This window comes from Pseudomonas sp. PA-7-1E (genome assembly GCF_021605325.1).
GTDB lineage: Bacteria > Pseudomonadota > Gammaproteobacteria > Pseudomonadales > Pseudomonadaceae > Aquipseudomonas > Aquipseudomonas fluorescens_BV.
Genome location: NZ_WKFA01000002.1, coordinates 44265 through 60567, shown reverse-complemented (window position 1 = coordinate 60567; position 16303 = coordinate 44265). Strand labels below are relative to the sequence as shown.

At 61.7% G+C, this 16303-nt stretch carries 16 protein-coding genes; 13 read left to right on the top strand and 3 right to left on the bottom strand.

Going from position 1 to position 16303, the window contains the following annotated elements:
* Positions 1-142 precede the first annotated feature (142 nt).
* Complete coding sequence (locus tag GIW79_RS01585) at positions 143-901, bottom strand: Nif3-like dinuclear metal center hexameric protein (RefSeq protein ID WP_054896878.1); 759 nt, start codon at positions 899-901, stop codon at positions 143-145.
* Positions 902-1002: 101 nt separating this feature from the next.
* On the opposite strand from GIW79_RS01585, the gene algW reads away from it, so the two are divergent.
* Both algW and GIW79_RS01575 read left to right on the top strand, forming a co-directional pair.
* Positions 1003-2163, top strand: coding sequence for a Do family serine endopeptidase AlgW (gene algW, locus GIW79_RS01580; RefSeq protein ID WP_003188388.1), 1161 nt, complete (start codon positions 1003-1005; stop codon positions 2161-2163).
* 112 nt (positions 2164-2275) lie between these two features.
* Positions 2276-4369 carry a TonB-dependent siderophore receptor gene (locus GIW79_RS01575; protein ID WP_236452349.1) on the top strand — a complete coding sequence of 698 codons (2094 nt, stop codon included), beginning with the start codon at positions 2276-2278 and terminating at the stop codon, positions 4367-4369.
* Positions 4370-4497: 128 nt separating this feature from the next.
* On the opposite strand, the gene hemH is transcribed toward GIW79_RS01575, so the two are convergent.
* Both hemH and GIW79_RS01565 read right to left on the bottom strand, forming a co-directional pair.
* Entirely contained in the window at positions 4498-5523 is a 1026-nt protein-coding gene (gene hemH / locus GIW79_RS01570; protein ID WP_057977384.1) for a ferrochelatase, read from the bottom strand.
* 14 nt (positions 5524-5537) lie between these two features.
* Complete coding sequence (locus tag GIW79_RS01565; RefSeq protein WP_054896874.1) at positions 5538-6437, bottom strand: TIGR01777 family oxidoreductase; 900 nt, start codon at positions 6435-6437, stop codon at positions 5538-5540.
* A gap of 212 nt (positions 6438-6649) precedes the next feature.
* Between GIW79_RS01565 and GIW79_RS01560 the strand changes: the two genes are divergently transcribed.
* From GIW79_RS01560 to GIW79_RS01510, 11 genes are all read left to right on the top strand, one after another.
* Positions 6650-7636: an NAD(P)/FAD-dependent oxidoreductase gene (locus GIW79_RS01560; protein ID WP_014716849.1), complete on the top strand. Its 987-nt coding sequence runs from the start codon at positions 6650-6652 to the stop codon at positions 7634-7636.
* Positions 7633-7848 carry a TIGR02450 family Trp-rich protein gene (locus GIW79_RS01555; protein ID WP_054896873.1) on the top strand — a complete coding sequence of 72 codons (216 nt, stop codon included), beginning with the start codon at positions 7633-7635 and terminating at the stop codon, positions 7846-7848. Before GIW79_RS01560 ends, GIW79_RS01555 begins: the two co-directional genes overlap by 4 nt.
* A gap of 112 nt (positions 7849-7960) precedes the next feature.
* Positions 7961-8920, top strand: coding sequence for a YbgA family protein (locus tag GIW79_RS01550; RefSeq protein WP_054896872.1), 960 nt, complete (start codon positions 7961-7963; stop codon positions 8918-8920).
* Between the two features lie 3 nt (positions 8921-8923).
* Positions 8924-9853: a MerR family transcriptional regulator gene (locus GIW79_RS01545; protein WP_034128070.1), complete on the top strand. Its 930-nt coding sequence runs from the start codon at positions 8924-8926 to the stop codon at positions 9851-9853.
* Positions 9854-11296 carry a deoxyribodipyrimidine photo-lyase gene (gene phrB, locus GIW79_RS01540; RefSeq protein ID WP_057977386.1) on the top strand — a complete coding sequence of 481 codons (1443 nt, stop codon included), beginning with the start codon at positions 9854-9856 and terminating at the stop codon, positions 11294-11296.
* Entirely contained in the window at positions 11289-11711 is a 423-nt protein-coding gene (locus GIW79_RS01535) for a nuclear transport factor 2 family protein (RefSeq protein WP_057977388.1), read from the top strand. The genes phrB and GIW79_RS01535 overlap by 8 nt, the downstream gene beginning before the upstream one ends.
* Positions 11708-12490, top strand: coding sequence for an SDR family NAD(P)-dependent oxidoreductase (locus GIW79_RS01530; protein WP_054922540.1), 783 nt, complete (start codon positions 11708-11710; stop codon positions 12488-12490). Before GIW79_RS01535 ends, GIW79_RS01530 begins: the two co-directional genes overlap by 4 nt.
* Complete coding sequence (locus GIW79_RS01525; protein ID WP_236452350.1) at positions 12487-13734, top strand: NAD(P)/FAD-dependent oxidoreductase; 1248 nt, start codon at positions 12487-12489, stop codon at positions 13732-13734. The genes GIW79_RS01530 and GIW79_RS01525 overlap by 4 nt, the downstream gene beginning before the upstream one ends.
* Positions 13731-14540, top strand: coding sequence for a DUF1365 domain-containing protein (locus tag GIW79_RS01520; RefSeq protein ID WP_054922544.1), 810 nt, complete (start codon positions 13731-13733; stop codon positions 14538-14540). The genes GIW79_RS01525 and GIW79_RS01520 overlap by 4 nt, the downstream gene beginning before the upstream one ends.
* On the top strand, positions 14527-15798 hold the full coding sequence (locus GIW79_RS01515; RefSeq protein WP_054896866.1) for an SAM-dependent methyltransferase: 1272 nt from the start codon (positions 14527-14529) through the stop codon (positions 15796-15798). Before GIW79_RS01520 ends, GIW79_RS01515 begins: the two co-directional genes overlap by 14 nt.
* Positions 15791-16282: a DUF2878 domain-containing protein gene (locus GIW79_RS01510; protein ID WP_054896865.1), complete on the top strand. Its 492-nt coding sequence runs from the start codon at positions 15791-15793 to the stop codon at positions 16280-16282. The genes GIW79_RS01515 and GIW79_RS01510 overlap by 8 nt, the downstream gene beginning before the upstream one ends.
* The last annotated feature ends 21 nt before the right edge of the window (positions 16283-16303 follow it).

Here is a 16303-nt window from a genome sequence, read left to right as displayed (position 1 = left end):
ATGAATATGCCGCCCAGTTTGGGCTTCAACACTGTAAGTGTGGGAGCTGGCTTGCCTGCGATGGCCTCACCTCGGTGAGCCTGAATGGCTGCGGTGCCTGTATCGCAGGCAAGCCAGCTCCCACAGTGTTCAATGCTGTGCTTTAGATCGGATTGGGGCAGTCGATGAACAGATGCTCCAGGGCAAAGCGCCGCGCCAGGTAGTCGCCCAAGGCCTGCACGCCGTAGCGTTCGGTGGCGTGATGGCCGGCGGCGATGAAGCTGATGTCGTTTTCCCGGGCGCTGTGGAAGGTCTGTTCAGACGCTTCACCGCTCAGGTACAAATCGACACCCGCGGCAATCGCCTGGTCGATGTAGCCCTGGCCGCCACCGGTACACCAGCCGACGCGGCGAATCATCTCGCTGCCTTCGATCAGCAGCGGTTCGCGACCCATCACGTCCTGCACGCGACGGGCGAAGTCACGAGGTGACAAGGGCTCGGCCAGGGAGCCGACCAGGCCGACGATTTTTGGGTTGCCGGGGTCCAGCGGGCCTTCGACGGTGATATCCAGGTGGCGAGCCAGTTGCACGTTGTTGCCGACATCGGCGTGCAGGTCCAGGGGCAAGTGGTAGGCCAGAAGGCTGATGTCATGCTTGAGCAGGGTTTTGAGACGGCGCTGCTTCATGCCGGTGATGCACGGGTTTTCGCCCTTCCAGAAGTAACCGTGGTGCACCAGCACCAGGTCGGCCTTGGCTTCGATGGCGGCGTCCAGCAGGGCTTGGCTGGCGGTCACGCCGCTGACGATGCGCATCACTTGGGGCCGGCCCTCGACCTGCAGGCCATTGGGGCAGTAATCGGCAATTTTGGCGCTGCCGAGGTAGCGGTCGGCTTCCTCGACGAGGGTAGTAAGGGGCACGGCCATAAAAGACTCCTAAATATCCCGTTCGCAGGCGTCACAGCCTCGTATAATGCGCGACATTATGGGCGCTCTCCCGCCCCCTGCAACCTGTCAGGACTTACTTGATGCTCAAGGCACTGCGTTTTTTTGGATGGCCATTGTTGGCTGGCGTGCTGATCGCGATGCTGATTATCCAGCGTTATCCCCAGTGGGTGGGCCTGCCCACACTGGATGTGAACCTGCAACAGGCGCCGCAGACCAACACAGTGGTGCAAGGGCCGGTGACCTATGCCGATGCCGTGGTCATCGCCGCTCCGGCGGTGGTCAACCTGTACACCACCAAGGTCATCAACAAACCTGCGCATCCGTTGTTTGAAGACCCGCAATTTCGCCGCTATTTCGGTGACAACGGCCCCAAGCAGCGCCGCATGGAATCCAGCCTCGGCTCCGGCGTAATCATGAGCCCCGAAGGCTACATCCTCACCAACAACCACGTGACCACGGGCGCCGACCAGATCGTGGTGGCCCTGCGTGACGGCCGCGAAACCCTGGCCCGTGTGGTGGGCAGCGACCCGGAAACGGATCTGGCGGTACTCAAGATTGATCTGAAGAACCTGCCGGCCATCACCCTCGGCCGCTCCGACGGTTTGCGCGTGGGCGATGTAGCGCTGGCCATCGGCAACCCTTTCGGGGTGGGGCAAACGGTGACCATGGGCATCATCAGCGCCACCGGGCGTAACCAGTTGGGCCTTAACAGCTACGAAGATTTCATCCAGACCGACGCCGCGATCAACCCCGGCAACTCGGGCGGTGCGCTGGTGGACGCCAATGGCAACCTGACTGGCATCAACACCGCGATTTTTTCCAAGTCTGGCGGTTCACAGGGCATTGGTTTTGCCATCCCGGTAAAGCTGGCGATGGAAGTGATGAAGTCGATCATCGAGCACGGCCAGGTGATTCGCGGCTGGCTGGGCATTGAAGTACAGCCCTTGACCAAGGAACTGGCCGAGTCATTTGGCCTGACCGGGCGTCCAGGCATCGTGGTAGCGGGGATCTTCCGCGACGGCCCGGCGCAGAAAGCCGGCCTGCAACTGGGCGATGTGATCCTCAGCATCGACGGCGCGCCGGCGGGTGATGGCCGCAAGTCGATGAACCAGGTGGCGCGGATCAAGCCGACCGACAAGGTGGCGATCCTGGTGATGCGCAACGGCAAGGAGATCAAACTGTCGGCGGAAATCGGCCTGCGCCCACCACCGGCGACCGCGCCAGTGAAAGAAGAGCAATAACCGTCGCGACCCAAGCGCCCGTTCGCGGGCGCTTGTAAGGCCATATTTCTTAGCGATTCATTCTCATTAGTCATGTTATATTATTTCAATATCGCTATTGGAACGCTCTATCATGTCGTCTCGAAAGTTTGTGCCCTTGGCCGGCCTGGCCCTGGGTTTGCTGCTCGACCCTGCCTACGCCGAAGAAAACACCCTGGAACTGGACACCATCAGCGTCACTTCCGACGCCTATGAATCCGCCACCGGCCCGGTCGACGGCTACCGCGCCACCCGCTCTGCCAGTGCGACCAAGACCGACACGGCCTTGCGCGACATCCCGCAATCGATCAGCGTGATTCCTGCCACGGTACTCAAAGACCTGGGCAGTACCAGCGTGGAGCGCGCCCTGGAATTCGCTGGCGGCGTATCCAAGCAAAACAACTTCGGCGGCCTGACCCTCTACGAATACAGCGTGCGCGGCTTCACCACGTCCGAGTTCTACCAGGATGGTTTCAGCGCCAACCGTGGTTACCCCAGCACCCCGGACGCAGCGAATATCGAGCGCATCGAAGTGCTCAAGGGCCCCGCCGCCAGCCTCTATGGGCGTGGCGATCCCGGCGGCACGGTGAATATCGTCACCAAGAAACCCCAGCCCGAGGCCTTCACCACGCTGCAAACCAGCGCCGGCAGTTGGGACCGCTACCGCACGGCGCTGGATGTGAATACGCCGCTGGACAGCGAGGGGCGCGTGCTGACGCGAGTGAACCTGGCCGTTGAAGACAACCACAGCTTTCGCGATCACGTGGACGCCAAGCGTGTGTTTGTCGCGCCCTCCTTCAGTTGGCAACTGGACCCGGACACCACCCTGCTGGTGGAAAGTGAGTTCGTGCGCCACAGCTCCACCTTCGACCGAGGCATCGTCGCCAATACCGGCATGTCCCATTCCACCTTCCTCGGCGAGCCCAACGACGGCAATATCCGCAACCACAACAACCGCATTCAGGCGGCGTTGGAACACCACCTCAACGACGCCTGGAAACTGCGCCTGGCCAGCCATTACAAGCAAGGCAGCCTGTGGGGCGATGCTTCGGAAAGCCGAGCGTTGAACGCAGACGGCCACAGCGTCAATCGCCGCTACCGTGAACGCTCCACCGGTTGGCATGACAGCATCACCCAGCTGGAACTGCGCGGGGTGTTCGATATGGGCAGTTGGCAACATGAACTGTTGATCGGTACCGAGTACGAGGATTACCGTAAGAAAGAGCGTGTGACGGCGATCGCTGGCGACTATCCCATCGACATCTACAAGCCGGTGTACGGCCAGCCCAAACCCAACGGCAAACGCTCCGGTACCGACTTCTTCGAACAGACCAAAAGCCACGCACTCAACCTGCAAGACCAGATCATCTTCACCGACCGCCTGCGCGGCATGATCGGTGCGCGCTTCGAACACTTCGAACAAAGCACCGACGACTTCACCCGCAACCACGCCAATGGCCGCCAAACCCACGACGCCTTCACTCAGCGCGCCGGCCTGCTCTACCAGCTCACGCCGGAAGTCGGCGTGTTTGCCAACGCCTCCACGTCGTTCAAGCCCAATAGTGGCCTGGATGCCGGTGGCAAGTCCTTCAAGCCTGAAGAAGGCGTGGGTTATGAGGTGGGGGTCAAGAGCGAGCTGTTTGATGACCGCCTCAGCGCTACCTTGGCGGCCTTTCATATCGAAAAGGAAAACGTGCTGACCCTGGACCCGGCGACCAACCTCAACCGCGCCATGGGCAAGGCCCGCAGCCAAGGGTTCGACCTGCAAGTAACCGGGCAAGTGACCGACGCAGTCCGCGTGACCGGCGCCTTGGCCTACATCGACGCTGATGTGACCAAGGGCGACAAAACCATTCCTACGGGCAGCCGCATTCTGGGCGTGGCCAAGCGCAGTGGCAGCGTGTTGGGCGTGTATGAATTCCAGGACGGCGCATTGCGTGGCTCAGACCTGGGCGCAGCGTTCACCTATGTAGGTGACCGGTCAGGCGAAGCCGGCACAGGCTTCGAACTGCCCGCCTACCACACCGTGGATTTGCTGGCCCATTACAAGGCCACGCAGAACGTGACGGTGGGGCTGAACCTCAACAACCTGTTCAATGAAAGGTACTACGAGCGATCCTACAGCAACTATTGGGTCAACCCGGGTGAGCCGCGCAACTTCACGGTTAGCTTGACCCTCAACCTCTGACAAACATAGAACTAAATGTGGGAGGGGGCTTGCCCCCGATTGCAGTGTGTCAGTCAGCATATCTGTCACTGACCCACCGCTATCGGGGGCAAGCCCCCTCCCACATTTTGATCTTAATCCGGTCCGGGTTACAGCGTCGTCGGCGCCCGTTCGCACAGGGTATTAAGCGCTGCCGCCCACTGCGGCTCATCATTCAGGCAAGGCACCAACACCAACTCCTCGCCCCCCGCTTCACGAAATTGCTCGCGACCGCGATCGCCAATTTCCTCCAACGTCTCAATACAGTCGGCGACGAACGCCGGGCACATCACCAGCAGCTTCTTCACCCCTTGCTGGGCCAATGCCTCAAGGCGTGCCTCGGTGTAGGGTTCGATCCACTTGGCCCGGCCCAGGCGGGACTGGAACGCCACCGACCATTTGCCCTCCGGCAAACCCAGCCGCTCGGCCACATCCCGCGCCACGCTGAAGCACTGCGCGCGGTAACAGGTGGCAAGCACTTCAGGGGATGCGTTCTTGCAGCAGTCGGCATCCTTGAAGCAGTGCTGGCCCGTGGGGTCGAGCTTGGTCAGATGACGCTCAGGCAAGCCATGGAAACTGAGCAGCAAGTGATCGTAATCCTGCTCCACATAAGAGCGCACACTCGCCGCCAGCGCATCGAGGTACTCAGGCTGATCGTAGAACGGTTGCAGGATCGAAAACTGCACATTCAGTTGCTTGTCGCGCACCACTCGCTTGGCTTCCTCTATCACCGTGGTGACGGTGCTGTCGGCAAACTGCGGGTACAACGGCGCCAGTGTGATTTTTTGAATACCCTGGGCGGCCAGGCGTGTCAGGACCGTTTCCAGGGACGGCTCGCCATAACGCATCGCCAGTTCCACCGGGCCCTGGGTCCACTGCGCGGTCATCTGCTGCTGCAGGCGGCGGCTCAGCACCACCAACGGCGAACCCTCATCCCACCAGATCGACGCATAGGCATGGGCCGATTGCTCGGGGCGCTTGATCAGGATCAGCGATACCAGCAAGCGCCGCACCGGCCACGGCAAGTCGATCACATAAGGGTCCATCAGGAACTGATTGAGGTAGCTGCGCACATCGGCCACTGAAGTGGACTTTGGCGAACCCAGGTTGACCAGTAACAACGCGTGATCGGTCATGCAACATCCTATCTTTAGAGGCGGCTGGACAAGTCGTCCAGAGCCGCACGCAACTCAGTGAACTGGAAAGTGAAACCTGCGGCCTGCAGCCGTTCAGGCAAAGCCTTTTGCCCGCCCAGCAACAAGCCGGACAACTCACCCAGGCCAACCTTCAACGCAAATGCCGGCATCGGCATGAACGCCGGGCGGTGCAGCACCTGGCCCAGGGTCTTGGCAAATTCGCGGTTGCGCACCGGGTGCGGCGCGCAGGCATTATAAGGACCGTTGGCGTCTTGCTTGTGCAGAAGAAAATCAATCAGGGCGATTTGATCCTTGATATGCACCCAGGGCATCCACTGCCGTCCATTGCCAATCGGCCCGCCCAGCGCCAGTTTGAACGGCAGCAGCAGGCGCGACAAAAAGCCGCCCTCGGCAGACAGCACCAACCCCGTACGCACCAGCACCACGCGAATGCCCAAGGCTTCGGCACGCTGGGCGGTTTCCTCCCAGGCGATACACAACTGGCTGGGGAAGTCATCCAGCACCGGGCCGCTGGCTTCGGTCAGTTCGCGCTCGCCGCCGTCGCCGTACCAACCCACCGCAGAGCCGGAGATCAGCACCGCCGGTTTTTGCTCCAGGCTTTCCATCCAGGCCAGCAAGGTTTCGGTGAGGTGAATGCGACTGTTCCACAGCAATGCCTTGCGCTTGTGGGTCCAAGGCCGGTCCGCGATAGGCGCGCCTGCCAGGTTGACCACCGCGTCCACCGTGCCAATCACCTCTTGTAGGCGAGCCACTCCGAGCACCTGCGCACCGCACACCCGGGCGACCGTTTCCGGTTGCCGGCTCCACACCGTCAGGCGGTGGCCTTGCGCGAGCCAGTGCTTGCAGAGTTGACGGCCGATCAAGCCGGTACCGCCGGTCAGCAAAATATGCATGGGACTCTCCTCATGTAACGTTCGCCGCCGCTCACTGGTCTATTTTATAAGCAGGGATCAATTTGATAATTGAGCGTGACGGGGGTTCAAGCCTTAGCTTAACCATAGGTCACGCCACACAATCAGGCACGCCAAAACTTATACCAAAAAACAATATTGTACAGCTATTGGTGTCGGCGTAGTCTGTACCCAACGGTAAAACGAGGCCTCCCATGACTGTTCCCATCGCGATCATTGGTACCGGCATCGCCGGTCTCTCCGCCGCCCGAGCGTTACAAGACGCTGGGCATGCAGTGCAACTCTTCGATAAAAGCCGCGGCAGCGGTGGCCGCATGTCCAGCAAGCGCAGCGACGCCGGCGCGCTGGATATGGGCGCGCAATACTTCACCGCTCGCGACCGGCGCTTCGTCAACGAAGTGCAGCGCTGGCAAAGCAACGGCTGGGCCGAGCAGTGGAAGCCCCAGCTGTATAACTTCAAGTCCGGGCAATTGACGCCCTCCCCCGATGAGCAGATCCGCTGGGTGGGCACGCCGCGCATGAGCGCCATCACTCGCGCCCTGCTCGACGACTTGCCGGTGGAGTTCGGTTGCCGCATCACCGAAGTCTTCCAGGGCACGCAGCACTGGAACCTGCTCGACGCGGACGGCGGCAATCACGGCCCTTTCAGTCACGTGATCATTGCCACGCCGGCGCCCCAAGCCACCGCCCTGCTGGCCGCCGCGCCCAAGCTGGCGAGCGCCGCCGCCGGGGTAAAAATGGACCCGACCTGGGCCATCGCCCTGGCGTTCGACAAGCCCCTGGATACGCCGATGGAGGGCTGCTTCGTGCAAGACAGCCCCCTCGACTGGCTGGCGCGCAACCGCAGCAAGCCCGGGCGCGATACCACCCTCGACACCTGGGTGCTGCACGCCACCAGCGCCTGGAGCAAGGCCCACCTGGACCTGCCCAAGGAAGCGGTGATCGAACACCTGCACGGCGCCTTTGCCGAATTGCTGCACAGCGCCATGCCTGCGCCGTCGTTCAGCCTGGCGCACCGTTGGCTCTACGCGCGCCCATCGAGCAGCCATGAATTCGGCGTGCTGGCCGACGCCGACCTGGGCCTGTTCGTCTGTGGTGACTGGTGCCTCTCCGGCCGGGTGGAAGGTGCCTGGTTGAGTGGCCAGGAAGCGGCGCGACGCTTGATCGAGCACTTGCAATGAACCGCATCAACCCCGCCAAACTGCTGCTGTCAAAATGGACGGCAGCTCATCCCCGCCACAAGGAAAAACACTTCCTGGTCACCGAATTGTTCCGTGACGACGAGGGCACGGTGCTGGACATCGAACTGCAGGCCATCCTTACTCGGCGCGCCGAACGCCTGCCCTGGCAGACCCTGAAAAACGCTGAGGACTGGACAATCGGCTGGAAATAAAGCGGCGGCACAACCCTGTACAAAATATTTGACTTGTACAACATCGAGCCTATGATGAGATTTAGTTGTACAAGTTTTGTAGCTTGTACAGGATTCTTGCAGAGGTTTGCTTATGTCCAGCCGTGTGAAACCGAAGATCGCCATCAGCGCCTGCCTTCTGGGTGAGAACGTGCGCTTCAATGGCGGTCATAAACAGTCCCTGCTATGCAGTCAGACCCTCAGTGACTATTTCGATTTCGTCCCGTTGTGCCCTGAAGTTGCCATCGGCCTGGGCATTCCTCGGCAAGCGATCCGCCTGGTCGGGGACCCCAACCACCCGCAGGCCGTGGGCAGCGTAAACCCTGCGCTCAATGTCACTCAGCCACTGGATGATTACGGCCAGCAAATGGCCCGGGAACATACCGACCTGTGCGGCTACATCTTCATGCAAAAGTCACCGTCCTGCGGCCTGGAGCGGGTCAAGGTGTACCGCGACAACGGCACGCCCGTCGACGGTGGCGGGCGCGGCATTTACGCCCAGGCGTTTTGTGCTCGACACCCCAACCTGCCGGTGGAGGAAGACGGTCGCCTGAACGACCCGGTGCTGCGGGAAAACTTCCTCACCCGCGTATTCGTGTACGCCAGTTGGCAGCAACTGTTGGCCGACGGCCTTACCCGTCACCGCTTGCTGACGTTTCACTCGCGCTACAAGTACCTGCTGATGGCCCACAGCCCGGCGCATTACAAAAGCCTGGGCCACTTGCTCGGCAGCATGGGCAAGGGCATTGACCTGCAAGCTTTGGCCGACGGCTATTTCAGCGAACTGATGGCGGGCCTGAAAAAATGCGCGACTCGCGCTACCCATACCAATGTGCTGCAACACATCAGTGGCTATCTCAAGCAAGCCATCAGTGCCGATGACAAACAGGAAATGCAGACCGTCATCGGCCAATACCGCCACGGCATCGTGCCACTGGTGGTGCCGCTGACCCTGCTCAAACACCACTTTCGCCAACATCCGGACCGCTACATCGCGCAGCAGGCCTACTTGCAACCGCACCCGGAAAACCTCAGCCTGCGTAATGCGATCTAACCCATGAAACCTGCCCTGCTCGACGAACCCGGCGAAGACCTCGCCCTGGCCCTGGAAAACGGCTGGCTGCCGATCCGCGAGGTGGCGCGCCAGACCGGCGTGAATGCGGTGACGCTGCGCGCGTGGGAGCGCCGCTACGGCCTCATCGTGCCCCAGCGCACGCCCAAAGGGCATCGGTTGTTCAGCGCCGAACATGTGCAACGCATCCAGGCCATCCTCACCTGGCTCAATCGCGGCGTGCCGGTCAGCCAGGTCAAAGGGCTGATCGACTCCGCCCAAGGTAGCCCGGAGCCGATGGAAAACGAGTGGCAGAGCCTGCGCCAGCATTTGGTGAGTGCCATCAGTGAACTGGCCGAGCGCCGGGTCGATGACGCCTTCAACCAGGCCATGGCGCTTTACCCGCCACGCACCTTGTGCGAGCAATTGATGCTACCGCTGCTCAACGAGCTGGAACAACGCTGGCAGGGCCAGTTCGGCGCGCAGATGGAGCGGGTGTTCTTCCTGTCCTGGCTGCGCAGCAAGTTTGGCGCACGGATCTATCACAACAATCGTCAACTCCACGGCGCGCCCCTGTTGCTGGTCAATCATTCCGACCTGCCCCTGGAACCGCACCTGTGGCTCAGCGCCTGGCTGGCCAGCAGTGCCGATTGCCCGGTGGAAGTATTCGATTGGCCACTGCCTGTCGGCGAACTGGCCCTGGCGGTGGAACACCTGCAACCCCGTGCGGTGCTGCTGTACTCAAGCAAGGCGTTGCAAGTGTCGGCACTCAGCAAACTGCTGGGCGGCATCCATTGCCCAACGGTGATTGCCGGACCAACGGTGTGCATCCACCACGCCGAGTTGGGCGTATTAACCCAGGACATCCCTGAGTTGTTCGTGGCCGAGGACCTGTTGGCGGCCCATCAATTATTGATCCAGCGTGGAATTGTCTAAATGCATCTGATCTGGCTGCGCACCGACTTGCGCCTGCACGACAACACTGCCCTGGCGGCCGCGTGCCAGCGCGGCCCCGTCGCGGCTGTTTACCTGATCACGCCCGAGCAATGGCAGGCGCATGATGACGCGCCGTGCAAAGTCGATTTCTGGCTGCGCAACTTGCAGCACCTGAGCCAGGCACTGGGCAACCTCAACATTCCGCTGTTAATCCGCCACGCCGCGACCTGGGACCAGGCGCCGACGGTACTGAGCCAACTGTGCCGCGAGCTGTCGGTGGAGTCGGTACACGTCAACGAGGAATATGGCGTTCACGAGAGCCGCCGCGACCGCGCCGTGGCCCAGGCCCTGGAAGCTGACGGCGTGACCTTCCACAGCTACCTGGACCAACTGTTTTTCCAGCCGGGTAGTGTGCTGACCAAGACCGGCACCTACTTCCAGGTGTTCAGCCAGTTCCGCAAGGTCTGCTACAGCCGCCTGCACAGCGCCCTGCCCCGCGTGGTGCCGACGCCAAAGGCCCAGGCCGAGCCTGGCGTGAAAAGCGACCCTGTGCCAACGGCAGTCGAAGGGTTCCCGACACCCAGCGAAACCTTGCGTGCCCTCTGGCCCGCTGGCGAAGACGAGGCGCGCCGTCGCCTCGATGCCTTCGCTGATCAGCAGATCAGCTATTACAAGGACGAACGCGACTTCCCGGCCAAGCCCGGCACCAGTCAGCTTTCTGCCTACCTGGCCGCCGGAGTGGTTTCGCCGCGCCAGTGCTTGCACGCCGCGCTGCAAACCAACCAGGGCGAGTTCGAAAGCGGCGACATCGGCGCCATCACCTGGATCAACGAGCTGCTGTGGCGCGAGTTCTACAAGCACATCCTGGTCGGCTACCCACGGGTTTCCCGCCACCGCGCGTTTCGCCCGGAAACCGAAGCGCTGGCCTGGCGCAAGGCGCCCGAAGACCTGGCCGCCTGGCAACAGGCGCGCACCGGCTTGCCGATCATCGACGCGGCCATGCGCCAACTGCTGGAAACCGGCTGGATGCACAACCGCCTGCGCATGGTGGTGGCGATGTTCCTGACCAAAAACCTGCTGATCGACTGGCGCGAGGGCGAGCGCTTCTTTATGCGCCACCTGATCGACGGTGATCTGGCGGCCAACAACGGCGGCTGGCAATGGAGTTCGTCCACGGGCACCGACTCGGCGCCGTATTTCCGGATATTCAGCCCGCTGAGCCAATCGGAAAAATTCGACGGTGACGGCGTGTTCATCAAACGCTGGCTCCCGGAACTGGCCGCGCTGAATAAAAAACAAGTGCACAACCCCGAAGCGGCTGGGGGCCTGTTCGGCGTGGCGGATTACCCGCGTGCCATCGTCGATTTGAAACAGTCTCGCGAGCGCGCCTTGGCCGCATTTCGCCGGCTGCCTTCGCGTCAGGAGATGGCCGAACATGAGTGACTTCCTGCACCAGTTTGCCCACACCTTCGCCACGCTGGACAAGCACAACCTGCACCTGCTCGGCCGCCTGTACAGCGAGGACACCGCCTTTGCCGACCCCCTGCATGAAGTCCAGGGCCTGCCAGCGTTGCGGCGTTACTTTGCCGACTTGTACAGCAACGTCAGCGAGCTGCATTTTGACTTCCACGGCTTCGATACCGTGGCCGAAGGCGAGGGCTACCTGCGCTGGACTATGCGTTTTCGTCACCCACGCCTGGCCGGTGGGCAGGTGATCGAGGTGCCAGGCTGTTCCCATTTGTTGTGGCACGACAAGGTTTACCGCCATCGCGACTATTTCGATGCCGGCGCCCTGCTCTATGAACATGTCCCCCTACTGGGTCGCGTTATTCGTTGGCTGAAAAGGAGAATGGGATGAGCCTTACACCGCCCCGTCGTTATTGGCTGACCGGCGCCAGCAGTGGTATCGGTGCGGCGCTGGCCGTGGAGTTGCTCGAGAGCGGCGCCCAAGTGGCCCTGAGTTCCCGCACCCAAGGCCCGCTGGATGCCCTCGCCCTTCGATATCCAGGCCAGGTTCTGGTGGTGGCCGGCGACCTGACCAACAGCCAGACCGTGCGCGAGATCGGCGAGCGTATCAGCGAGGTCTGGGGTTCGCTGGACACGGTGATCCTCAACGCCGGCACTTGTGAATACGTCGACGCCCGGCAATTTGACGCCTCGATCATCGAGCACGTGGTGCGTACCAATCTGCTGGCCAGCAGTTATTGCATCGAGGCCGCGCTGCCACTGTTGCGCGCAGGGCGCACCCCGCACCTGGTGGGCGTGGCCAGTGCCGTGACCTACCTGCCCATGCCCCGCGCCGAAGCCTACGGCGCGTCCAAGGCCGGCCTGCGTTACTTGTTCGAATCCCTGCGTATCGGCCTATCGCCGGAAAACATCGATGTCACGGTGATCAGCCCAGGCTTCGTCGACACGCCGCTGACCGAGCGCAATGATTTCCCGATGCCCCTGAGCTGGCCGGCCGACAAAGCCGCGAAACACATTTTCGCCAAGCTGGAAAAACGCCCGCTGGAAATCGCCTTTCCGGCACTGTTCATTGCCACCTTGTGGCCGCTGTCGAAGCTGCCCAACCGCGCGCAACTGATCATCGGCAAACGCATGCTGCGCAGCCCGCCACCGAAGAAGGACGACCTGTGAAGATCGCCATTATCGGCAGCGGCATCGCCGGGCTGACCAGCGCCTACCTGCTCAGCCGTCGCCACGACATTACGCTGTTCGAGGCCAATGACTGCATTGGCGGGCATACACACACGGCCAACGTGACGGTCGACGGCAAAAACTATGCGGTGGACACGGGCTTCATTGTGTTCAACGACTGGACCTACCCGAACTTCATCCGTCTGCTGGAGCAGATCGGGGTCAGGTTCAAACCCACCGAGATGAGTTTTTCGGTGTGCGACCAAAGCACAGGCTTCGAGTACAACGGCAACAACCTCAACAGCCTGTTTGCCCAGCGCCGCAATATTCTGTCGCCGGGGTTCTGGGGCATGTTGCGCGATATCCTGCGCTTCAATCGCCAGGCGCCCCTGGACTTGCAAGAGCAGCGCATCAGCGCCGACATGACCCTGGGCGATTACCTCACCGCTGGCGGCTATGGCCCCAGGTTTATCCGGCATTACATCGTGCCGATGGGCGCTGCCATCTGGTCGATGTCCCTGGCCGATATGCTCAAGTTTCCGCTGCAGTTTTTTGTGCGCTTCTTCAAGAACCACGGCTTGCTCTCGGTGAGCAACCGCCCGCAATGGTGTGTGATCGAGGGCGGCTCCAGCTGTTATATCGAGCCGCTGACCCGCAGCTTTCGCGAACAGATACGGCTCAACTGCCCTGTGCATAAGGTGCAACGCAGCGACGAAGGTGTAGTTATCCACAGCCCGGCCGGCAGCGAAACCTTCGACCGCGTGGTATTCGCCTGCCACAGCGATCAGGCCCTGGCCTTGCTCGATGACCCCAGCCAGGCCGAACAGCAGATCCTCGGCGCCCTGCCCTACGCCGAAAACGACGTGGTGCTGCACACCGACACACGCCTGCTGCCCGACCGCAAACTGGCCTGGGCCAGCTGGAACTATCGGCTGACGGGCAACGTGCAACAACAGGCCGCCGTCACCTATGACATGAACATCCTGCAAGGCATCGACAGCGCCACTACCTTTTGCGTCAGCCTCAATCAGACGCCGATGATCAACCCGCTGAAGATCCTGGCGCGCTACACCTACGCCCATCCGCAATACAGCCTGGCCGCAGTCGCCGCACAGGCACGCTGGGAAGAATTGAACGGCGTGCGCAATACCTTTTACTGCGGGGCCTACTGGGCCAACGGCTTTCACGAAGACGGCGTGGTCAGCGCTCTGCGCGTGGCCCAGGCGTTTGGGGAACCCCTGTGAACAGCGCCTTGTACAGCGGCTGGATCGCCCATCGCCGGTTTACGCCCAAAGCCCACGCCTTTCGCTACCGCATCGGCCTGTTGTACCTGGACCTCAGTGAAGAGGATGAAGTACTGGGGCTCTCGCCGCTGGCCGGCACGGGTCGCCTGGCGCCTTTCGGTTTCCGCCAGCAGGATTACCTGCGTGAATTCACGCGCCACGGCATGAGCCTGAGCGATGCCGTGCGCCAGGAAGTCGGCAAGGCCCTGGGGCAAACACCCCAGGGCGCTATCTGCCTGCTGACCCAGGCCCGCAGTTGGGGCCTGGCTTTTAACCCGGTGAGTTTCTTCTACTGCTTCGAGGCTGACGGGCAACTGGCCGCGATCCTGTGTGAAGTGACCAACACCCCATGGCGCGAGCGCTATCACTACGTGCTGCCCGCCCAGGCACTGGGCGCCGATGAGCACCAGCATTTCGCCGTGGCCAAGGCCTTCCATGTGTCGCCGTTTTTGCCTCGCGAGCTGGAATACCGCATGAGTTTCAGCCAGCCCGCCGCCAGGCTCGGCGTGCATATGGCCGATTGGCAGGGCACGCAAAAAGTCTTCGACGCCACCTTGAGCCTGGAAAAACAGGCACTGAGCCGCGCCAGCCTGCATCGCTATTTGCGGCGCTTTCCCTGGATGACCGCCAAGACCGGCCTTGCGATCTACTGGCAAGCCTTGCGCCTGCTGCTCAAACGCACACCGATTTTTTCCCACCAGGCCGCCGATGGCGCCTCTCGCACCGCAGTCGGGTATACCAAGGATCGCCACCATGAAATCCCCTAGCTTATCGGTCAAGGCTAACCGCCTGAACGTCAACGGCATGACCGCTGCGCTATTGCGCAAAGGCGTGTTGCGCCAGCTCAGCCAATTGCGCCACGGCCAGTTGGTGATCATCGAGGATGGCGAGCGGCAAGTCTTCGGCGCGCGGGAAGCGCACCTGCTGGGCGAGATCCAGATTCTCGACGCGGCGGTATGGGGGCTGGTGGCGGCCAATGGCTCGATCGGCGCCGGCGAAGCGTTTATCCATGGTTATTGGACCAGCCCCGACCTCACCGCCGTGGTGCGGGTGATGGTCAGCAACCTGGAGGTGCTCGACGCCATGGAGGGTGGCTTGGCTCGCCTGGCCCGGCCGTTCACTCAGGGACTGCACTGGCTCAACCGCAACACACGCAAAGGCTCGCAAAAAAACATCGCCGCCCATTACGACCTGGGCAACGACCTGTTCGAAGAATTTCTCGACCCCACCATGATGTACTCGGCGGCGCAGTTCCTGACCCCCGATGACACCCTGGAACAGGCACAACTGAACAAATTAGCGCGCATCTGCCAGAAACTGGCGCTCAAGCCCAGCGACCATCTGCTGGAAATCGGTACCGGCTGGGGCAGCATGGCGCTGTATGCGGCGCAGCATTACGGCTGTCGGGTCACCACCACGACCCTGTCCAAGGAGCAGTTCGCCTACACCGCCCAGCGTATCCAGGCGGCGGGCCTGCAAGATCGTGTGACCGTGCTGCTGAGCGATTACCGCGACCTCACCGGTGAGTACGACAAGCTGGTGTCGATCGAAATGATTGAAGCGGTGGGCCATCGTTTCCTGCCCACCTATTTCAAACAATGCGCCCAGTTGCTCAAGCCCGACGGCCTGATGCTGCTGCAAGCCATCACTATTCGTGAACAACGCTTTGAGCAGGCCAAACGCAGCGTCGACTTTATCCAGCGCTACATCTTCCCTGGTGGCGCGCTGCCCTGTGTACAAAACATGCTGCAGATCGTCAGCCGTGACACCGACATGAACCTGCTGCACATGGAAGACTTCGGCCTGCACTACGCCCGCACCCTGCGCCTGTGGCATGAAAACTTTCGCCGCGCCCATGGCCGTCTTGCCGAACTCGGTTATGACGAATACTTCCTGCGCCTGTGGGAGTTTTACCTGTGCTACTGCGAAGGTGGCTTTATGGAGCGCACCATCGGCACCGCGCAGTTGCTGCTGGCCAAACCGGCGGCCATCAATCCGCCGCTGCTCGGGCGTTTCAGTGCTTAAATCCCTGGCCAACGCCGTGCTGTTTCAGTGCGGCTGGTTTGCCTGCGTACTCGGCGGCGATAGCCGTTGGTTGCTGATCGGCGTCGCGGTACTGGGCGCACACTTGCTGTGGATAAGTTCTTGGGCAAGAGAGGGGCAAGTGATTCTGGCCGTGACGGTGCTGGGAACACTGGTCGATACGGCACTGCGTGGGCTCGGCGTGTTTGAGTTCAATACGCCGGGGCCACTGATTCCGCTGTGGCTGATACTGTTATGGGCCTTGCTGGCCACCACCTTGCGCCATTGCCTGGCCTGGAGCGCACGGCCCTGGTGGCTCGCCAGCCTGCTAGGCGCGGTGGGCGGGCCGTTGTCTTATTACGCCGGCAGTCAATTGGCAGGCGTGAGTTTTGCGTACGGCACCGCCCCAACACTGATCGGCCTGGCGCTGTTATGGGCCATGCTCTTTCCGCTGTTACACGGGGTTGCGCAGAGGCTGGAACACTGACGCCCGTCCGAGCATTCATAC

Bases quoted from the DNA above. Each gene is read 5' to 3' on its own strand.
- GIW79_RS01545 (WP_034128070.1), top strand. From the start codon at position 8,924: ATGAAACCTGCCCTGCTCGACGAACCCGGCGAAGACCTCGCCCTGGCC.
- hemH (WP_057977384.1), bottom strand. From the start codon at position 5,523: ATGACCGATCACGCGTTGTTACTGGTCAACCTGGGTTCGCCAAAGTCC.
- phrB (WP_057977386.1), top strand. From the start codon at position 9,854: ATGCATCTGATCTGGCTGCGCACCGACTTGCGCCTGCACGACAACACT.
- GIW79_RS01550 (WP_054896872.1), top strand. From the start codon at position 7,961: ATGTCCAGCCGTGTGAAACCGAAGATCGCCATCAGCGCCTGCCTTCTG.
- GIW79_RS01585 (WP_054896878.1), bottom strand. From the start codon at position 901: ATGGCCGTGCCCCTTACTACCCTCGTCGAGGAAGCCGACCGCTACCTC.
- GIW79_RS01565 (WP_054896874.1), bottom strand. From the start codon at position 6,437: ATGCATATTTTGCTGACCGGCGGTACCGGCTTGATCGGCCGTCAACTC.
- GIW79_RS01555 (WP_054896873.1), top strand. From the start codon at position 7,633: ATGAACCGCATCAACCCCGCCAAACTGCTGCTGTCAAAATGGACGGCA.
- GIW79_RS01575 (WP_236452349.1), top strand. From the start codon at position 2,276: ATGTCGTCTCGAAAGTTTGTGCCCTTGGCCGGCCTGGCCCTGGGTTTG.
- GIW79_RS01535 (WP_057977388.1), top strand. From the start codon at position 11,289: ATGAGTGACTTCCTGCACCAGTTTGCCCACACCTTCGCCACGCTGGAC.
- GIW79_RS01515 (WP_054896866.1), top strand. From the start codon at position 14,527: ATGAAATCCCCTAGCTTATCGGTCAAGGCTAACCGCCTGAACGTCAAC.
- GIW79_RS01560 (WP_014716849.1), top strand. From the start codon at position 6,650: ATGACTGTTCCCATCGCGATCATTGGTACCGGCATCGCCGGTCTCTCC.
- GIW79_RS01530 (WP_054922540.1), top strand. From the start codon at position 11,708: ATGAGCCTTACACCGCCCCGTCGTTATTGGCTGACCGGCGCCAGCAGT.
- algW (WP_003188388.1), top strand. From the start codon at position 1,003: ATGCTCAAGGCACTGCGTTTTTTTGGATGGCCATTGTTGGCTGGCGTG.